Source organism: Amycolatopsis orientalis DSM 40040 = KCTC 9412 (assembly GCF_000478275.1).
GTDB classification, from domain to species: Bacteria; Actinomycetota; Actinomycetes; order Mycobacteriales; family Pseudonocardiaceae; genus Amycolatopsis; species Amycolatopsis orientalis.
The window spans coordinates 66,025-83,857 of the sequence record NZ_ASJB01000043.1 but is presented as its reverse complement, the minus strand read 5'-3'; the positions used below and the strand labels follow the sequence as shown (position 1 = coordinate 83,857).

Sequence of the window (17,833 nt, the reverse complement as noted above, 5' to 3'; positions counted from 1 at the left end):
CCATGGCAGGTCTGCGCAGGCGTGAGGTGCTCGCGGGCGCGGTGGCACTGGCGGGCGCGGCGACGATCGGGCTGAACCCCGGCACCGCCGCCGCGGCGACGCAGCAGCGTCCGGGCGCGCAGTTCCCGCCGTCGCTGGACTTCGGCGACTATCCCGTGGTCGCGCGGGTCCGGTCGCGGCGGGCGCTGGAGCATCTGCGGGTGCTCAGCGACCGGATCGGCCCCCGGATCGCCGGCACCGAGGGCGAACTGCGCGCCAAGGACTACATCGTCAAGGTCCTGCGTGACCTGCGCTATCAGGTCACCGTGCAGCCGTTCCCGATCGCCGACAAGTTCCTGGGCGGCCTGTCGGTCGGGAGCGACAGCTGGCAGACCGGTTCGTCGCCGCAGGGCGCGCAGGACGTCACGCGCGAGGCGGTCGTCGTCGACGCCGGTGACGGGACCACCCTGCCCGACGATCTGACCGGCAAGATCGTGCTGATCGCGGCGGTGGCGAACAAGGCGGACGCCTACCTGACGGCCGCGCAGCGCGGTGCGGTCGCCGTCCTGCTCGGCCGGATCGGCGCCGACCCGGCGCGGAAGCTGTCCGCGTTCTCCCCGACGCTGGCCACCCCGGTGACCATCCCGGTGCTGGGACTGGCCCAGGTCCAGGTGGAACGCCTGCGGGAGCGGCTCGCCAAGGGCACGGTGACGGTCAAGGCGTCGGCCGTCCACCACAAGAACCTGACGTCGCACAACATCATCGCCGAGCGGCCTGCCACCTTCCCCGGCAAGGACGACGGCGTGGTCATGGTGACCGCGCACTACGACAGCGTCCCCGGCTCCCCGGGCGCGAATGACGACGGCAGTGGCACCGTGCTGTGCCTCGAACTCGCGCGCGTCCTGCGGTATCTGCCGACGAACAAGACGCTGCGGTTCGCGCTGTGGGGTTCGGAGGAGTACGGCCTGATCGGCTCGCGGTACTACGTCTCGCAGCTGTCCGACCCGGAGACGAAGCGGATCGCGGGCTGCTTCCAGAACGACATGGTCGCCACCAGCTGGGACCCGGCGATCACCTACTGGCTGCTTTCGGTCGACGGTGCCGACAACGCCACGACCGCGGCCGTCAACGCCGCCGCCAAACGACTCGGCTACGACCCGCGGGTCAAGGGCCCGGTCGCGCGCGGTTCGAGCGACCACGTGCCGTTCTTCGAGCGCGGGATCGCGTCGGGCAACTTCAGCTGGCGTGGCGAGACGGGACCGGCGCTGCTGGAGCCGACCTACCACACGCCGGAAGACACCATCAAGGACAACGTTTCGCTTGAGCGGCTTCAGGTTTCGCTGGAGCTGATCGGTTCCGCGGCGTACAACCTGCTGCGGAAGTAGCCAGGCTCGTGAGTGGTAATGACGGTTCTAACCGTCATTACCACTCACGAGTTGCGATCAGACGTTGAAGCGGAACTCCACCACGTCGCCGTCCGACATGATGTAGTCCTTGCCCTCCATGCGCACCTTGCCCGCGGACCGGGCGGCGGCCATGGAGCCGTGCTCGATCAGATCGGCGTACGAGACGACCTCCGCCTTGATGAAGCCGCGCTCGAAGTCGGTGTGGATGACGCCAGCGGCCTGCGGGGCGGTCGCGCCCTGCGGGATCGTCCAGGCGCGGGACTCCTTGGGGCCGGCGGTCAGGTAGGTCTGCAGGCCGAGGGTGTGGAAGCCGGCGCGCGCGAGCGAGTAGAGGCCCGGCTCGTGCTGGCCGACGGACTCCAGCAGTTCGCGCACGGACTCCTCGTCGTCCAGTTCGAGCAGCTCGGCTTCGACCTTGGCGTCGAGGAACACCGCGTCCGCGGGGGCGACCATCTTGGCCAGCTCTTCGCGACGGGAATCGTCGGTGAGGATGCCCTCGTCGGCGTTGAAGACGTAGAGGAACGGCTTCGTGGTGAGCAGGCTCAGCTCGCGCAGCGCCTCGAAGTCGACCTCGTTCCTGGCCTGGAACAGCGTCCGGCCCGCGTCGAGGATCTCCTTGGCCTTGACCGCGTTGTCGAGGGCGGGCTTGGCTTCCTTCTTGGTCCGCGCCTCCTTCTCGAGCCGGTGCAGCGCCTTGTCGAGCGTCTGCAGGTCGGCGAGGATCAGCTCGGTGTTGATCGTCTCGATGTCGCTCGCCGGATCGACCCGGTCGTCGACGTGGATCACGTCCGGATCGTCGAAGACGCGGACGACCTGGCAGATCGCGTTGGCCTCGCGGATGTTCGCGAGGAACTTGTTGCCGAGCCCCGCACCCTCGGACGCGCCCTTCACGATGCCCGCGATGTCCACAAAGGACACGACAGCGGGCACGGTCCGCTCGGAGCCGAAGACCTTGGCGAGCTCGTCCAGCCGCGGATCCGGCAGCGGGACGACGCCGACGTTGGGCTCGATCGTCGCGAACGGGTAGTTCGCCGCGAGCACGTCGTTGCGGGTCAGCGCGTTGAACAGGGTGGACTTGCCGACGTTGGGCAGGCCGACGATACCGAGGGTGAGACTCACGGGCCAGAAGTCTACGTGCCACCCGCTCCGGCGTCCGGCGGCGGGCGCCGAGGGCTTGATCGCGGTGTCGGATTTCCGCCAGCCGAGCCCTCGACCTGGTGGCACGATCGAAGACATGACCGAGCAGACCCTGGCCGAACGGGCCGTATGGCGCGACACCGAACGGTGTTACCGCGCCGTCGCCGCCCGTGATCCCCGGTTCGACGGCCAGTTCATCATGGCCGTCCGCACCACCGGGATCTACTGCCGCCCGTCCTGCCCCGCGTCGACGCCGAAGCAGCAGAACGTCCGCTTCTACCCGACGTCCGCCGCGGCGCAGGCCAACGGCTTCCGCGCCTGCCGCCGCTGCCTCCCCGACGCCGTCCCCGGTTCGCCCGACTGGGACATCCGGGCCGACCTCGCCGCGCGGGCGATGCGGCTCATCACGGACGGGACCGTCGAACGCGACGGCGTGCCGGGGCTCGCGCGACGGCTCGGCTATTCCGAACGTCAGCTGGGGCGCGTCCTCACCGCGGAACTCGGCGCCGGACCGCTCGCGCTGGCCAGGGCACACCGGGCGCATTCGGCACGGCTGCTGATCGAGATGTCCGGGCTCCCGCTGACCGACGTCGCGTTCGCGGCGGGTTTCTCCAGCGTCCGCCAGTTCAACGAGACGATCCGCGAGGTCTTCGCGACGACGCCTTCGCAGCTTCGGGCCGCGAGCCTGCGTCGCGGACGCCGTAAGACCGAGGAAACGCCGACCGGCACCCGGCTCAGCCTGCGGCTACCGTTCCGTAAGCCGTTCGACGCGGACGGCGTGCTGAACTTCCTGGCCGACCGGGCCGTCCCCGGCGTCGAGCACGTGACGCGCGACGAGTCCGGGGTGACCGGCTATGCCCGCACGCTGCGGCTCGCCCACGGCACCGGCGCGGCGCGGCTGACGGCGAAGGACGACCACGTCCTCTGCGACCTGCGGCTCACCGACCTGCGGGATCTCAGTAGCGCGGTGGCCAGGATGCGGCGGCTGCTCGACCTCGACGCCGACCCCGAGGCGGTCACGCGGGTCCTCGGGGCCGACCCGGCGCTCGCACCGCTGGTCGAGGCGATCCCGGGGATCCGGGTGCCGGGCGCGGTCGACGGGGACGAACTCGTGCTTCGCGCGATGCTGTCCCCGGCCGAGACGGCCTCGCTCGCCGAGGCCCTCGGCGACCGCGTACCCAGCTGCGACGAGTCCTTGGAGGGACTGACCACGGTGTTCCCGACGGCGGCCCAGGTCGCCGAACACGGTCCGGACCGGATCACCGCGGTGGCCGCCGCGCTGGCGGACGGCGTCGCGGTCCACGTCGGCCGTGACCCGGTGGAATTACGGGCGGAGCTGCTCGACCTCCCCGGGATCGGACCCCGGACCGCGGACTACGTCCTGATGCGCGTCCTCGGCGCGCCGGACGTCCTGCTGACCGGCGATCCGGCGCTGCGCCGAGGAGCGGCCGCGCTGGGCATCGCCGACGACGAAAAGACGCTGGCCGAACGCGGACGGGCATGGCAGCCCTGGTCCTCGTACGCCGGCATGTACCTGTGGCGCGCTTGAAAGGGAAGATGATGAGCATCGCGTATTGGTCCACAATGGACACGAAGATCGGCCCGTTCACCGCCGTGGTGGCGGGTGACGGAGCCGTGCTCGCCTCGGGCTGGACGGGCGACGTCGGCGAACTGACACCGCTGATCTCGCCGTCACTGGCTCCCGGCGAGGTCAAGCAGCGGCGAGACCTGGGGCCGGTGAGCACCGCGATCCGCCGGTACCACGACGGTGACCTGGACGCGGTCGCCGAGGTCGAGGTGCGGCAGCGGTCCGGCGCTTTCCGGGAGCACGCTTGGGAAATCCTGCGGAAGGTGCCCGCCGGTGAGCCGGTGAGCTACGCGGAATACGCGGCGCTGGCGGGAAATCCGTCGGCCGTACGGGCGGCCGCTTCGGCGTGCGCGAAGAACGCGGCGGCGCTGTTCGTGCCCTGCCACCGGGTGGTGCGGACCGGCGGTGCGGTGGGGAACTTCCGGTGGGGTGTGCCCGCGAAGCAGTGGCTGCTGACCCACGAAGCCGCCTGAGCCACACCCTCATCCGCGCGCTATGAAAGGTCCTTTCCTTGCAAAATTTGCGAGGAAAGGACCTTTCATTGCACGCGAGGCAGCGGTCAGGCGGCGTGGATCTCCACGGTCGACCCGGTACGCGCCTTCCGGACCCGCAGCCGGGTCGGGATCCGCTGCCGCAGCTCCTCGACGTGCGAGACCAGCCCGACCACGCGCCCACCGGCGCGAAGCTCGTCGAGGATGTTCATGACGATGTCGAGCGTTTCGGCGTCCAGGGTGCCGAAGCCCTCGTCGATGAACAGGGTGTCCAGTAGCGCTCCACCGGTTTCGGCGGCGACGACGTCGGCGAGGCCCAGCGCCAGCGAGAGCGACGCGAGGAAGGACTCGCCGCCGGACAGCGTCTTCGCGGGCCGGACGGTGCCTGAGTAGTCGTCGAGCACGTCGAGTCCGAGCCCGCCGCGGGTACCGCGGGCACCGGCCGCGTCCGAGTGCACGAAGGAGTAGCGGCCCTGGCTCATCGTCCGCAGGCGGGCGGTCGCCGCGACCGCGACCTCCTCCAGCCGGGCCGCCAGGACGTACGAGCGCAACGACATCTTCCGCGCGTTCTGCCCGCGTCCGTTGACGACTTCGGCCAGCGCCTTCAGTTCGAGGTACCGCTCCTCGACCGGCGCCAGGTCGGCCATCATCGCCGTCATCCGCGCCGCCAGCCCGGTCAAGTCCGTGTGCCGGGTCGTGGCCGTCCTCAGCGCCACAAGGGCCTGCTCGGCCTCGCCCCGGGTGTCCCGCGCGGCTTCTTCGGAAGCGGCGACGTCGATCTCGTCCTCCGGCGAGATGCCGAAGAGTTCCGGTTCGGCCAGCGCGCGCCGCTCGGTCTCCTCCATCACCTTCGCGTCGGCGAGGCTGTTCTCCAGTTTCGTGATCTGCTCGTCCGGCCGGGCCGCGGCACGCATCTGGTCGAGATCCGCGAAACCCTTGGCCCGCAACGCTTCCTCGACCAGTTTCGCCTGCTCGTCGCGGCGCTCCCTGGCACCTGCGACGGCGAGCCGTGCTTCGGCGAGCGCGTCGAGGCGGGCCGCGAAACCCAGCAGGTGCCGACGCCGGGCGGCGACATCGGAGAACTCGCCGCGGGCGCTGTCCAGCCGCCGTTCCCGTTCGGCCAGCCGTTCCGTGAGGCCCCTGACCTCGGTCTCGACCTCGACCGCGCTCCGCTCGGCGGTGCGGCGGCGTTCGGCCAGCTGCTCGATCTTCCGTTCCAGCGTGACGAGCCGGGTTTCGAGCGCGGGCTTGCGACCGGCCTTTTCGGACAGTGTCGCGACCAGCTCGCGCGCCTCGCCGAGGCCGGTCCGCAGTGTTTCCGCGGTGTGCTCACCGAGCCGGTCGATCAGGGCCGCCAGCCGGTTCTCGGCCTCCAGCAACGCGGCTTTCGCCTTCTCGCGGCGACCGTCTGCCTGCTGTTCCGCGATTTCGGCGCGCCGTTCGTCTTCGGGATCGACCAGTCCGCCGGTGTGCCCGGCAGGCGCCGGATGCTCGGTCGCGCCGCAGACCGGGCAGTCCTCGCCCGCGCGGAGACCGGCGGCGAGTTCGGCTGCCATCCCGTCGAGGCGGCGCTCGCGCAGGTCCAAGCGGTGCCGACGGGCCTGCTGATGGAGGTCCACGGCCTCGCTGACCGTCGCACGCGCCCGCTCGACGACCTGCCGGGCCTTGGGCAGCTCGTCGGCGTCGCGGAGCAGGGTGGTCAGCTCGTCGACTCGGAGGCGGGCACCGTCGAGTTTCGCTTCGGCTTCGGCGGCGGCGGTCACCTCAGCGCGCAGGGCCGCGACCTTTTCCGGGGCGGAATCGAGTTCGGCGGCGAACTCCTCCGCCTGCCTCTTCGCCTTTTCCGCGGCCGCGTCCAGCTGCTTCCGGCGAACCAGATCCCGTTGCTGCTGCTCGCTTTCCGCCACGAGTTCGGCGAGTGCCCCGGCCTCCTCCCGCACCCCGCCGGCGCGAGCGCGAAGCTCGGCGGCGGAACCGTCCGCGGCGTCGGGCACCTCACGGGCCCGGAGGGCTTCCGTGGCTTCGGCCTCCGCGAGCTGAGCCAGCCTGCGTTCGAGCAGATCGGCCTCCGCGACCACGCCCGCCGCACGGTGGGCCGCCTCGACCTCCTCGGCCCACTCCGCGCGCTGTTCGGCCTGCTCGGCGATGGCCGAAAGACGGGTGTACGCGGTCCGCACGCGGCGAATGCGTTCGGCGGTGGTCCGGTTCTCCTGCCAGATCGCCTCGGCGGTCTTCGCCGCCGTCCTCGCCTTGCTTTCGCGTTCCCGCGCCGCCGCGACGCGCTCGGCCGACTCGGCGAGGATCTCTTCGACCCACTCGGCCTGTCCCTCTTCGGGCGCTTCCTGCTGGGCGACTTGCGCGAACCGCGCGACCCATTCCCGCAACGACTGCTGCCGTGCCTGCAGCTCACGGCCGCGTTCGGCACGCAGGTTCGCGAACCAGTCTTCGACGCACGCGAAGCGCTCGGTGCCGAACAGCCGCTCCAGCAGCTCCTCCCGCTCGGCCGTGCTCGCGCGCAGGAACCGCGCGAATTCGCCCTGCGGGAGCAGTACCACCTGGAAGAACTGCTCGTGCGTCATCCCGATGAGCCGTTCGACCGTGCGCGCGACCTCGTCGATCCGGGTGATGCCCTCGGCGACGTGCCCGGCGGGCACCGTCCCGACCCAGTTCAGCACCGCCTTCGCCTGCTGGACGGTCATTCCCTCGCCGCGGCGCTTGGGCCGCTGGTATTCGGGGTTGCGCGCGATCCGCATCCGCTGGCCCTGCACGGTCAGTTCGAGGACGACCTCGGTGACCTGGTCGGGTTCGGCGAGATCGCAGCGCAGCCGCTTGACCTCCCCGCGAGCGCCGGGGACCGTGCCGAACAACGCGAACGCGATGGCGTCGAGCAGGGTCGTCTTCCCCGCGCCGGTGTCGCCGTGCAGCAGGAACAGCCCGTCGGCGCCGAGCGCGTCGAAGTCCACCACCTCGCGGCCCGCGTACGGGCCGAAAGCGGCGACTTCCAGTCGGTGCAACCTCATACTTCGCGCTCCCTGCCCGCGGCGCCGAGGGCAGCCAGCACCAGGCGTTCCTCGCTCTCCGACGGCGCCGAGCCTCGGCAGTCCTCGAGGAAGTTGCGCGTGATCTCGACGTCGGATCGCCCGCGGACGGCGTCGGCGTATTTCAGCGCCGTGCCGTCGTGCCCGCCTTCGGGCTGCCAGTCCAGGTGGACGGCGTAGGGGAACCGCTCCCGCAGTTTGCGCATCGCGTCGATCGGGCGGACCCGGTCGGTGATGGTGCAGGAGAGGAAATGTTCGGTGAGACCGTCGTGTTCGGGGTCGGCCAGGAGATCCGCCAGTTCGCCGCGGAGTGTCGCGAGCCGGCGGGGGACCGGCAGCTCATGCCGCCGGACCTCCGCGAGGCCTTCGGCGCCCAGATCCACCAGCCAGACCGATTTCCGTTGGCGTGTCTCGGAAAACGAGTACGCCAGCGGGCTGCCCGAATAGCGCAGGTGCTCGGCGAGGGTCTGCGGGCCGTGGAGATGGCCGAGCGCGACGTAGTCGACGCCGTCGAACACCGAACCCGGCACCTGCTCGACCCCGCCGACCGCGATGGTCCGCTCGGATTCGGTCGGCTCGCCACCGGTGACGAAGGCGTGCGCGAGCACCACGGACCGGGTCCCGGACGGCCGCGTGGCGAGATCCGCCCGGATCCGCCGCATCGCCTCGGTGAGGACGCCGGTGTGGCCGCGGGCCTCGGGCACACCGAGGGCGTGGCGCGCGGGCTCCGGTTCGAGGTACGGGATGCCGTAGAGCGCGACTTCGCCGTATTCGTCGGGCAGGAGCACCGGTTCGTCGAGGCCGTCGATCGTGGCGCGCAGGTGCAATCCGCCCGCCGCGGCGAATTCGGCGAAGGCGCCCAGCCGCGGCGCGGAGTCGTGGTTGCCCGGCGTCATCACCAGCCGGGCCCCGGCCTGGCGGAGCCTGCCCAGCGCGGTGGTGGCCACGCGGACCGCCTCCGCCGAGGGCACCGCGCGGTCGTAGATGTCCCCGGACACGAGCACGACGTCGACCGACTCGGCGACCACGAGATCGGCGAGGTGACCGAGCACCGCTTCTTGCTCGGCGAGCAGATCGGCGCCGTGGAAGGTGCGGCCGATATGCCAGTCGGACGTGTGCAGGAGCTTCACGCAGCCCAAGGTAGGGCCGCGCACCGGCCGGAGAGCGGAGGCGCGCCCTTGGTGCGGCCGAGGTTTCCGACACGCCGGGGACGGCGCAGGTCAGATACGGAGCGCGACCGCGCCGCTCCGTTTTTGTCGGTGGGTTCCGCCATGATGTCCCCCGACTCGGATCGGGAGGGGAGGTACCGGTGGCGACGGTGATCACCACCGCGGCCGTCGTGCTCGCGTTGCTGCTGCTCGTGGCCGTCGCGCTGCTGTGGCGGCTGTACAACGACGGCATGCGGCGGGCCGACGCGGCGGCGAAACTGGTCGCCGCCGAACGGTCGAAGCTGGATCAGCAGCAGCTCGCGCTGCGCCGGTACGAAGTGGCGTTCGCCTCGATCAGCGGCCGCGGTGAACTGGGCGAACAGGTGCTCCTGGAGACCGCCCGCGCGCTCGGGCTCCGCGAGGAGCTGCACTTCACCCTGCAAACGGACCTGGCGGGCGGCGGCGCGGCGAAACCGGACATGGTGCTGCGGGTCGGCGGCGGGCGGACGGTGCCGGTCGACGCCAAGGCGAGCATGGCCTGCTGGGCCGAAGCGGTCGAGACCAACGACCCCGAAGAGCGGCTCGACGCGCTGCGCGTCCACGTCCGGCAACTGCGGTCGCGAGCGGCCGAACTGGCGGGCAAGGGCTACCAGCGCTGGGCGGACGCGATCTACGGGACGATCATGTTCGTCCCCTCCGACGCAGCCGTGGTGGCCGCGCTGGACACCGATCCGGAGCTGCTGCGCTGGATGCTGGACCGGCGGGTCTTCCTCTGCGGGCCGACCGGTTTCGCCGTACTGGCGTCCGCCGCGCTGTTCGCGGCGACCGAGCGGGCACTGGTCGAGGACGTCGAGCAGGTCCGGGCGGGTGCCGCGGCCGCGCACCGGGCCGCGGGCAACGCCGTCGACGCGCTGAACCTGTCGAGCACCCACCTGCAGCGCTTCATCTCGGCACGGCGACGCGAACTGGAGGCACTCGAAAGTTTCCGGAGCACGGTCTCCCCGCTGACGGACGCGGCGGGCAGCCCGGCGCCGGTGCCGCTCATCAGGAAAGCTGACGAACTCCCCGCCTCGTGAGTGGTAATGACGGTTAGAACCGTCATTACCACTCACGAGGCGACCCAGGCAGAGCCTTCGCCACCTGCGGTTACGGAACCGGAGGCTCCGTTTCGGCTCGCCTGACAACCTTGTCGCGGCCCCGCCCGTACTTCCTCCAGGAGATGCCCGGGCAGTCCGTCCGGGTGGTCCGGAATGACCACTACCAGGCGATAGACATACCGCCTGTTGGCGGTATGTCCACAGCTTGGATATACGGTGGGGCCTGTGACCGCGATTCGCGATCGCCAGAGCGATCCTGATGCCGACGACGTTCCCGTTGCCTGGGACGAGCGTCCCCTCGTCGGCGCCAGGCGTGGGCTGCCCTGGTGGGCGGCCGTCCTGGTGGGCTTCGGGCTCGCCATCCTTGGCGCCTTCGTCGACATGATGATGCAGAAGGACCTGGGCCTGCTGTTCAAGGCGTGCTACGCGCTCGGCGCGGTGGCCGCCGTGGTGGCCGTCCAGCGCCGCGGGCTGTTCGGCCCGATGGTGCAGCCGCCCCTGGTCCTCGCCGTGACCGTCCCGGGGGTCATCCTCCTGACCTCGGACGGCAGCAAGGGCACGGACCTGCTTTCGAGAGCCTTCGACGTCGGCCAGCCGCTGATCAACGGCTTCCCGACGATGGCCATCACCACCGGAGTCACCCTGGCGATCGGCATCTTCCGGATCTACCGCGAACGCGATCCCGACGCCCCGGTGAAGCTGAAGTCCGGCGCGAAGCCGGAACGCCGCGACGAAGGCAAGCCGCCGGTCAAGCCCGCCGCGGGCCGGGGCCGTCCGCCCGCCCGGACCGGCCAGACCCCGCCCCCGCCCTCGCGCCGGGGTGCGCCGAGGGACGACGCGCCGCCGCGCCGCCGTCCCGTCGACGACGAACGCCGTCCTCGCCGCGACGCCGAACCCGGCGCCCGCAAACCGCCGCCCCCGGGACGTCAGCCCCGGCGGCCGCGGCCGCCCGAAGACGGCGAACCCCGCCGACGCGACCCCCGTGGCGAAAGCGCTCCCGGTGCCCCGCGCCGCCGCCCGCCGCGGGCGGACGATCCGCGCCGCGGTGGCCAGCCGCCCCGCCGCTCCCGCCCCTGGGACGACGAGCGGTGAGCAAGGGACCTTTGCTCTCGTCTGAGCCGCTGACCAGCGCTTAAGTCGAAGAAAGGGCCGTTCGAGGAAGTTCCTCGAACGGCCCTTTTCGTATCGGGGACTCAGGCCTTGGCGGCCTTCCGCAGCTCGTGCGGCAGCGCGAACGCGATCTTCTCGTTCGCCGTGGTGACCTCGTCGACGTTGTCCCAGCCCCGCTCGGCCAGCCACGCCAGCAGGTCCATGACCAGGACCTCCGGCACCGAAGCACCGCTCGTGACACCGACGGTCTCGACGCCTTCGAGCCACGCTTCGTCGACTTCGTGCGCGAAGTCGACCAGGTGCGACGCGCGCGCCCCCGCCTTCAGCGCGACCTCGACCAGCCGCTTCGAGTTGGACGAGTTCGTCGAGCCGACCACCAGCACCAGGTCGCATTCGGCGGCCATGGCCTTGACCGCGACCTGGCGGTTCGTGGTGGCGTAGCAGATGTCATCGCTGGGCGGGTCGGCCAAGCCGGGGAACCTGTCCCGCAGCTGATCGACGCGCTCCATGGTTTCGTCAACCGAAAGGGTGGTCTGCGAAAGCCAGATGACCTTCGAGGGGTCGCGGACCTCGACCTTGTCGACGTCCTCGGCGGTGTCGACGAGCTGCACCTTGTCGGGAGCCTCGCCGGCGGTGCCTTCGACCTCTTCGTGGCCTTCGTGACCGATCAGCAGGATGTCGTAGTCGTCCTTCGCGAACCGGTTGACCTCCTTGTGCACCTTCGTCACAAGGGGGCAGGTCGCGTCGATGGTCCGCAGGTTGCGCTCGGCCGCCTCGGCGTGCACCGCGGGCGAGACGCCGTGCGCGGAGAACACCACCAGCGCGCCTTCCGGCACCTCGGAGGTCTCGTCGACGAAGATCACCCCGCGTTCGCGCAGGGTCTCCACGACATGCCGGTTGTGCACGATCTCCTTGCGCACGTACACCGGCGCGCCGTAGAGCTCGAGTGCCTTTTCGACGGCGATGACCGCGCGGTCGACACCGGCGCAATAGCCGCGAGGCTTCGCGAGCAGGACACGTTTGCCACCTGCCGGCACACCGGACTCGGTGATCGTCGGACTGCCGGCTGGCGTGATTCCGGGACTCGCAGAACTCATGACCCCCAGGGTACGGGCTGCCCCGGGGGCACCTCGCACTCACGTTCAGGTGACCTGCGAACCCCTCTAAAGTATGTGCGTGGAGTCACGTCCTGTGAGCCGACCCACCCGTTCGGTTGGGCAGGATGGACCAGATACGGCAGGCTAGACGTATGAAGCCTCTCCCGCTCCCCCTCCGGGTCGCCGCGGGCCTCGCCGTCACCACCGCCGAGCGGGTTCGCGAACTTCCCAAGCAGCTCACCGGGCTCCCCGTCACGGTGGTCAGCCAGGTGCTCCAGTTCTCCATGCGTGTGCAGCAGCACGTCACCGAGCTCGCGATCAAGGGCGACGACGCGCTGTCGGGCCTCCGGCCGGTCGAGGACACGCCCAGCTGGGCGACCTTCGACGAGGACCTGCCGCCCGACCTCGGCGAACGCCGCTACGAACGCGACTCGTGCGTGATCCCGCTGCACGAGGACGCCGAGGTCCCCGAGCCGCGCGCCGAGACCAACGGCCGCCTTCACGACCTCGAAGCACTCACCGAAGACCCCTGGGCCGAGGAGGAGCGCGCGCTCGCCGAGGACCACGCCGACGGCGAGTTCGACAGCGTGGGCGCGCCCGTCACCTCCGGCCCCGCCGGGCTGAGCGACTACGACACGCTCACCCTGCCGCAACTGAGGGCCCGCCTGCGCCGGTTCGACCTGGCCCAGCTGGAGGAACTGCTGGCCTACGAACGCGCGAACGCGGACAGGGCGTCGTTCGTCGGCATGCTCGCGCGCCGTATCGGGAACGTGAAGAAGGCCGACGGCGACAGCGACAGCGCGGAAGGCCAGTGAGCGCCGAACCTGCCTCCGCCACGGCGGGTCCGTCCACCACCGCCGAGAACCCGTGGCCGGTCCGCACGGTCGCCCGCAAGGTCGGCGAATGGATCAACCGGCTCGGCGCGGTCTGGGTGGAAGGCCAGGTCACGCAGATCTCGGCCCGGCCGGGCACCAACACCGCCTTCCTGACGCTGCGCGATCCGTCGGCGGACGTCTCGATGTCGGTGACCTGCCCGATGGGCCTGCTGCGCACGATCGAACCGCCGCTGCGCGAGGGCGCGAGCGTCGTGGTGCACGCGAAACCGACGTTCTTCATGAACCGCGGTTCGCTGAGCCTGCGCGCCAACGAGATCCGCGCGGTCGGCATCGGCGAACTGCTCGCGCGGATCGAGCGGCTGCGACGGCTGCTGGCCGCCGAAGGCCTGTTCGCGCCCGAGCGCAAGCGCAAACTCCCGTTCCTGCCCAAGGGGATCGGCCTGATCACCGGCCGCGCGTCCGCCGCCGAGCGCGACGTGCTGGTGAACGCGCAGGCCCGCTGGCCGCATGTCGCGTTCAAGGTGATCAACACCGCCGTGCAGGGTTCGCTCGCGGTACCGCAGATCCTCCAGGCACTGTCCAAACTGGACCGTGACCCCGACGTCGACGTCATCGTGATCGCGCGGGGCGGCGGCAGTGTGGAAGACCTCCTGCCGTTCTCCGACGAGGCGTTGTGCCGCGCGGTGTCCGCGGCGGGGACCCCGGTGGTCAGCGCCATCGGGCACGAGCCGGACACCCCGCTGCTCGACCACGTCGCCGACCTCCGCTGCTCGACGCCGACGGATGCCAGCAAGCGGATCGTGCCCGACGTCCGCGAGGAGACCCAGCGGGTCCGCCAGATGCGCGACCGCGGGCGCCGCGCCCTGCACGGCTGGGTGGACACGCAGGTCAGGCTGCTGAACCAGACGCGCAGCCGTCCCGTGCTCGCCGACCCGCTCGGCCCGGTCCAGCGGCGTTCCGACGACGTCGAGATCCACCGCGAACGCGGGCGCCGCGCGATGCTCACCCTGCTCGCCAAGGACCAGGCGGAGATCGCCAGCGCCCGCGCGCGGCTGACCGCGCTCGGCCCGGCGGCGACCCTCGAACGTGGTTACGCGGTGGTGCAGTACACCGACGCCGAAGGCAACCTCCAGGTACTCCGGTCCGTCTCCGAAATCGCGGGCGGCGCGAAACTGCGCGTCCGGGTGGTCGACGGCGCGATCGGCGCCGTCGTCTCGGACGGACCGGAGGAGGATCGTTGACGGCGAGTTTCCTGCCTTTGACCGTCGATGCCGCGAAGCGCGCGGACGCCCCCGAGGTGCTGCGCCACGCACTCCTGACCGACCGGGCGGCCGCCGAATGCTGGACGGTGCTGCTGGCGGGCTGCGAGTTCTCGACCAAGCGGGATCTCGACGCCCGGTTGCGCAAACTGTCGGAGGCCACGGCCGAGCACGTCGGCACCCGTTGGTGGTTCGCGGACGGGGCCGGGCACCGCAAACGGGTGGCGCGGGCCCAGGAGAACCTCGTCGCGGCGATCGCGGAGGGTGACGGTCAGGAGTTCGCTCTCGCCTTCGTGGGTTACGACAACGCCATGGCCGGCGCGGTAGTGTGCGCGGGTATCGGCAAGCACCGACGTCCGGTAGAAGGAAGCACAGCGTGAGCAAACCCGGTGGCGAGACCGCCGAACTCGGCTACGAGCAGGCCCGCGACAGGCTGGTCGAGGTCGTCCGCGAGCTGGAAGCGGGCGGGCTGTCCCTGGAGCAGTCGCTCGCCCTGTGGGAGAAGGGCGAGCAGCTGGCGAAGGTCTGCGAGCACCATCTCGAAGGCGCGCGCGAGCGGATCGAGGCCGCGCTGTCGTCGGTGGAGGAAGAGACCGGCGACGGTCAGTGACGTTCACCATGCTCTCGGGTCGCCGCCGGACCGTGGGTATCTGAGAGACTGGGACCCCGCCGAGTTCCCTGACCCGGGAGGCCTCATGCCCACCCCCACCTCGTCCGCCGGCTCTTCTCGACGCCCTGAAGCGCCCGATCGCAACCTCGCGATGGAACTGGTCCGCGTGACCGAAGCCGCCGCGATGGCCGCGGGCCGCTGGGTGGGGCGCGGGGACAAGATCGGCGGGGACGGCGCCGCCGTGGACGCGATGCGCCAGCTGGTCTCGACCGTGTCGATGCGCGGCGTGGTCGTCATCGGCGAGGGCGAGAAGGACGAAGCCCCGATGCTGTTCAACGGGGAAGAGGTCGGCAACGGCGACGGGCCGGACTGCGACGTCGCGGTCGACCCGGTCGACGGCACGACCCTGATGGCGAAGGGCATGCCGAACGCGCTGGCCGTGCTCGCCGTCGCCGAACGCGGCGCGATGTTCGACCCGTCCGCGGTGTTCTACATGGAGAAGCTCGCCGTCGGCCCGGACGCCGCCGGCAAGGTCGATCTGGCCGCCCCGGTCGCGGAGAACATCCGCCGGGTCGCGAAGGCCAAGAACTCCAGCGTTTCCGACGTCACCGTGTGCATCCTCGACCGGCCGCGCCACGAGCGGCTGATCAAGGAGGTCCGTGACGCGGGCGCCCGGATCCGCTTCATCTCCGACGGCGACGTCGCCGGCGCGATCGCCGCGGCCCGGCCGACCACCGGTGTCGACATGCTGCTCGGCATCGGCGGTACCCCGGAAGGCATCATCGCGGCCTGCGCGATGAAGTGCCTCGGCGGTGAACTGCAGGGCCGTCTGTGGCCGAAGGACGACGCCGAACGCGAGAAGGCGCTGGCCGCGGGCCACGACCTCGACCGGGTGCTCGGCAACGACGACCTCGTCCGCGGTGACAACGTCTTCTTCTGCGCCACCGGCGTCACCGACGGCGACCTGCTGCGCGGCGTGCACTACCGCGCGGGCGGCGCGACGACCCAGTCGATCGTGATGCGGTCGAAGTCCGGCACGGTCCGGATGATCGACGGCTACCACCGGCTGACCAAGCTCCGCTCGTACTCGTCCGTCAACTTCGACGGCCACCTCGACGATTCACTGGAAGACGACGTCGTTCCCCCGCTCCCCTAAGGAGAATCAGTGCTGAAGCGCGTGCTCGTGGTCCTGCTGGCGGCGATGGTCTTGACGCCGGTCGGGCAGGCCACGGGCGCGGGCGACCTCGTCGGCGGCAGAGAGGCCGACGAGCCGTATCCGTTCGTCGTTTCACTGCATTCGGCCTCCGGCAAGGCTTTCTGCGCTGGGGCGCTGATCACGGCGGACTGGCTGGTGACGGCCGGGCACTGTGTCGAGGGCAAGAACGCGGCGAATCTGAGCGCACGGATCGGCAGCAACGACAACACCACCGGCGGCGAAATCGCGAAACTCGCCGAGATCGTGGTGAACCCGGCCTACAACCCGGCGCCCGAACACGCGGGCGGCGATCTCGCCCTGGTGCGGCTGGCCGCTCCGGTGAAGACGGCCCCGATCCCGATCGGGGCCATCGTCGCGCCGGGGACGCCGACGCGGCTGCTCGGCTGGGGCCAGACCTGCCCGACCTCGGGCTGCGGCAAGGGCACGGCGAAACTGCGGCAACTGGACACGAAGATCGTCGAAGGCGTGCGCTGCACCGCGAAATTCGACGGCGCCGTGGAGTTGTGCACCGACAATCCGGACGGGAAGTCGGGCTCGTGCTACGGCGATTCCGGTGGGCCGGAGATCGCGAAGGTCGACCAGAAGTGGGTCCTGCTGGGCACGATCAGCCGTCCGGGCAACGCCGACCCGGTCTGCGCCACTTCGCCGTCGATCGCGACTTCGGTGGTGGCTTACGCGCAGTGGATCGCGGAGAAGACCGCGCCTCCGGTGCCCGCTCCCCCGGCTTGAGAGAACGGGCTGAAGGGGCCCTTGCCCTCATCTCACGCGGCGAAGGGCGCCTTCCCCGCGTCGCATGCGGGGAAAGGTCCTTCAGCCCCGACTACGCGCGCTACTCCGCGTTGCTCGAGTGACCGGGGAAAAGATGCGCGTCCGGGTCCAGCAGCACCGCGATGTTGTTGACCGCCGTCGCCGCCTCGCCGAACCCGGTCGCGATCAACTTCACCTTTCCCGGATACGCCGCGACGTCGCCCGCCGCGTAGACGCGTTCCCGCGCTGTCGCCATGGTCGAGTCGACCGCGATCGCGCGGTGGTCGATCCGCAGCCCCCAGCTTTCGATCGGTCCCAGATCGGCGGTGAAGCCGAGCGCGGCGACCACCGAATCGGCGGGCAGCACCTCGGGCTCGGCGCCTTTGACCTGGACCTCGACCTCCGCCAGGCTCCCGTCGCGGTCGACGAACCGGGTGACCTCGGCGTCGGTGATGATCCGCACGCCGAGTTCCCGCACCTGCCGCACGATCGATTCGGCCGCGCGGAACTTCGCGCGCCGGTGCACGAGGGTGACGCTCGCGGCGACCGGGTGCAGGGCGAGCACCCAGTCGAAGGCCGAGTCCCCGCCGCCGACGACGACCACGTGCTGACCGGCGTGCGCCTGCAGCGACGGCACGAAATGGACCATGCCGCGGCCGAGCCAGCCGTCACCGGCGGGCAACGGACGCGGGGTGAACTCGCCGATCCCGGCGGTGATCAGCACCGCGCCCGCGCGCAGAACCTGGCCGCCGTCGAGCGTGATGGTGATGCCGTCTTCGACGCTTTCGAGTTTTTCGGCCTTGCGCCCGAGCAGATACCCGGGTTTCCACGGCGCCGCCTGATCGAGCAGGCCCTGCACCAGGTCCCGGCCGCGGACCTCCGCGAATCCGCCGACGTCGTAGATCATCTTTTCGGGGTACATCGCGGTGACCTGCCCGCCCGCCTCCGGCAGTGAATCCACGACGGCCATCGAAAGACCGCGGAATCCCGCGTAGTAGGCGGCGAAAAGACCGGTCGGACCTGCCCCGATGATGACGAGGTCGTACGACGTTTCCCCAGCGGACTCGCTCATTC

At 70.8% G+C, this 17,833-nt stretch carries 16 protein-coding genes; 11 read left to right on the top strand and 5 right to left on the bottom strand.

All coding sequences use genetic code 11. The annotated features are described in order from the left end of the window. Nucleotides 1-2: 2 nt before the first annotated feature. Nucleotides 3-1,364 (top strand): M28 family peptidase, encoded by a 1,362-nt coding sequence (locus tag L324_RS12285; RefSeq protein ID WP_037306523.1) that lies wholly within the window; start codon nt 3-5, stop codon nt 1,362-1,364. A gap of 57 nt (nt 1,365-1,421) precedes the next feature. Here L324_RS12285 and ychF read toward each other — a convergent pair whose 3' ends face one another. After that, nucleotides 1,422-2,504, bottom strand: coding sequence for a redox-regulated ATPase YchF (gene ychF / locus L324_RS12280; protein WP_037306522.1), 1,083 nt, complete (start codon nt 2,502-2,504; stop codon nt 1,422-1,424). Nucleotides 2,505-2,619: 115 nt separating this feature from the next. Here ychF and L324_RS12275 point away from each other — a divergent pair, with 115 nt between their 5' ends. Both L324_RS12275 and L324_RS12270 read left to right on the top strand, forming a co-directional pair. Then, a complete protein-coding gene (locus L324_RS12275; protein WP_037306521.1) occupies nt 2,620-4,071 on the top strand; it encodes a DNA-3-methyladenine glycosylase 2 family protein in 1,452 nt (483 codons plus the stop codon). An 11-nt stretch (nt 4,072-4,082) separates the two neighbouring features. Then, nucleotides 4,083-4,583, top strand: a complete 501-nt coding sequence (locus L324_RS12270; RefSeq protein WP_037306520.1) for a methylated-DNA--[protein]-cysteine S-methyltransferase — start codon at nt 4,083-4,085, stop codon at nt 4,581-4,583. 86 nt (nt 4,584-4,669) lie between these two features. Here L324_RS12270 and L324_RS12265 read toward each other — a convergent pair whose 3' ends face one another. Further along, nucleotides 4,670-7,621, bottom strand: a complete 2,952-nt coding sequence (locus tag L324_RS12265) for an AAA family ATPase (RefSeq protein WP_037306519.1) — start codon at nt 7,619-7,621, stop codon at nt 4,670-4,672. Next, entirely contained in the window at nt 7,618-8,769 is a 1,152-nt protein-coding gene (locus L324_RS12260; RefSeq protein WP_037306518.1) for an exonuclease SbcCD subunit D, read from the bottom strand. Before L324_RS12260 ends, L324_RS12265 begins: the two co-directional genes overlap by 4 nt. 179 nt (nt 8,770-8,948) lie before the next feature. Between L324_RS12260 and rmuC the strand changes: the two genes are divergently transcribed. Both rmuC and L324_RS12250 read left to right on the top strand, forming a co-directional pair. Beyond that, nucleotides 8,949-9,863: a DNA recombination protein RmuC gene (gene rmuC, locus L324_RS12255; RefSeq protein WP_037306517.1), complete on the top strand. Its 915-nt coding sequence runs from the start codon at nt 8,949-8,951 to the stop codon at nt 9,861-9,863. A 246-nt stretch (nt 9,864-10,109) separates the two neighbouring features. Further along, on the top strand, nt 10,110-10,976 hold the full coding sequence (locus L324_RS12250; RefSeq protein ID WP_037306514.1) for a DUF6542 domain-containing protein: 867 nt from the start codon (nt 10,110-10,112) through the stop codon (nt 10,974-10,976). Between the two features lie 101 nt (nt 10,977-11,077). Here L324_RS12250 and L324_RS12245 read toward each other — a convergent pair whose 3' ends face one another. Next, nucleotides 11,078-12,091 (bottom strand): 4-hydroxy-3-methylbut-2-enyl diphosphate reductase, encoded by a 1,014-nt coding sequence (locus L324_RS12245; protein WP_037306513.1) that lies wholly within the window; start codon nt 12,089-12,091, stop codon nt 11,078-11,080. Nucleotides 12,092-12,243: 152 nt separating this feature from the next. On the opposite strand from L324_RS12245, the gene L324_RS12240 reads away from it, so the two are divergent. The 6 genes from L324_RS12240 to L324_RS12215 all read left to right on the top strand — a co-directional run bounded on the left by L324_RS12240 (nt 12,244) and on the right by L324_RS12215 (nt 16,741). Next, nucleotides 12,244-12,906 carry a lipid droplet-associated protein gene (locus L324_RS12240; RefSeq protein ID WP_037306512.1) on the top strand — a complete coding sequence of 221 codons (663 nt, stop codon included), beginning with the start codon at nt 12,244-12,246 and terminating at the stop codon, nt 12,904-12,906. Next, a complete protein-coding gene (xseA, locus tag L324_RS12235) occupies nt 12,903-14,168 on the top strand; it encodes an exodeoxyribonuclease VII large subunit (RefSeq protein ID WP_037306510.1) in 1,266 nt (421 codons plus the stop codon). The genes L324_RS12240 and xseA overlap by 4 nt, the downstream gene beginning before the upstream one ends. Then, a complete protein-coding gene (locus L324_RS12230) occupies nt 14,165-14,566 on the top strand; it encodes a hypothetical protein (RefSeq protein ID WP_037306509.1) in 402 nt (133 codons plus the stop codon). Before xseA ends, L324_RS12230 begins: the two co-directional genes overlap by 4 nt. Then, the gene (locus L324_RS12225; protein ID WP_037306508.1) at nt 14,563-14,796 is read left to right on the top strand and encodes an exodeoxyribonuclease VII small subunit; all 234 of its coding nucleotides are present in this window, start codon (nt 14,563-14,565) and stop codon (nt 14,794-14,796) included. The genes L324_RS12230 and L324_RS12225 overlap by 4 nt, the downstream gene beginning before the upstream one ends. Nucleotides 14,797-14,881: 85 nt before the next feature. Then, nucleotides 14,882-15,952, top strand: coding sequence for a class II fructose-bisphosphatase (glpX, locus tag L324_RS12220; RefSeq protein WP_037306507.1), 1,071 nt, complete (start codon nt 14,882-14,884; stop codon nt 15,950-15,952). Between the two features lie 9 nt (nt 15,953-15,961). Further along, nucleotides 15,962-16,741 (top strand): S1 family peptidase, encoded by a 780-nt coding sequence (locus L324_RS12215; protein WP_037306506.1) that lies wholly within the window; start codon nt 15,962-15,964, stop codon nt 16,739-16,741. A gap of 100 nt (nt 16,742-16,841) precedes the next feature. On the opposite strand, the gene L324_RS12210 is transcribed toward L324_RS12215, so the two are convergent. Beyond that, the gene (locus L324_RS12210) at nt 16,842-17,831 is read right to left on the bottom strand and encodes an NAD(P)/FAD-dependent oxidoreductase (protein WP_037306505.1); all 990 of its coding nucleotides are present in this window, start codon (nt 17,829-17,831) and stop codon (nt 16,842-16,844) included. Nucleotides 17,832-17,833: the final 2 nt, after the last annotated feature.

Bases quoted from the DNA above. Each gene is read 5' to 3' on its own strand.
- L324_RS12275 (WP_037306521.1), top strand. From the start codon at position 2,620: ATGACCGAGCAGACCCTGGCCGAACGGGCCGTATGGCGCGACACCGAA.
- L324_RS12265 (WP_037306519.1), bottom strand. From the start codon at position 7,621: ATGAGGTTGCACCGACTGGAAGTCGCCGCTTTCGGCCCGTACGCGGGC.
- L324_RS12210 (WP_037306505.1), bottom strand. From the start codon at position 17,831: ATGAGCGAGTCCGCTGGGGAAACGTCGTACGACCTCGTCATCATCGGG.
- L324_RS12240 (WP_037306512.1), top strand. From the start codon at position 12,244: ATGAAGCCTCTCCCGCTCCCCCTCCGGGTCGCCGCGGGCCTCGCCGTC.
- L324_RS12270 (WP_037306520.1), top strand. From the start codon at position 4,083: ATGAGCATCGCGTATTGGTCCACAATGGACACGAAGATCGGCCCGTTC.
- L324_RS12285 (WP_037306523.1), top strand. From the start codon at position 3: ATGGCAGGTCTGCGCAGGCGTGAGGTGCTCGCGGGCGCGGTGGCACTG.
- L324_RS12245 (WP_037306513.1), bottom strand. From the start codon at position 12,091: ATGAGTTCTGCGAGTCCCGGAATCACGCCAGCCGGCAGTCCGACGATC.
- glpX (WP_037306507.1), top strand. From the start codon at position 14,882: ATGCCCACCCCCACCTCGTCCGCCGGCTCTTCTCGACGCCCTGAAGCG.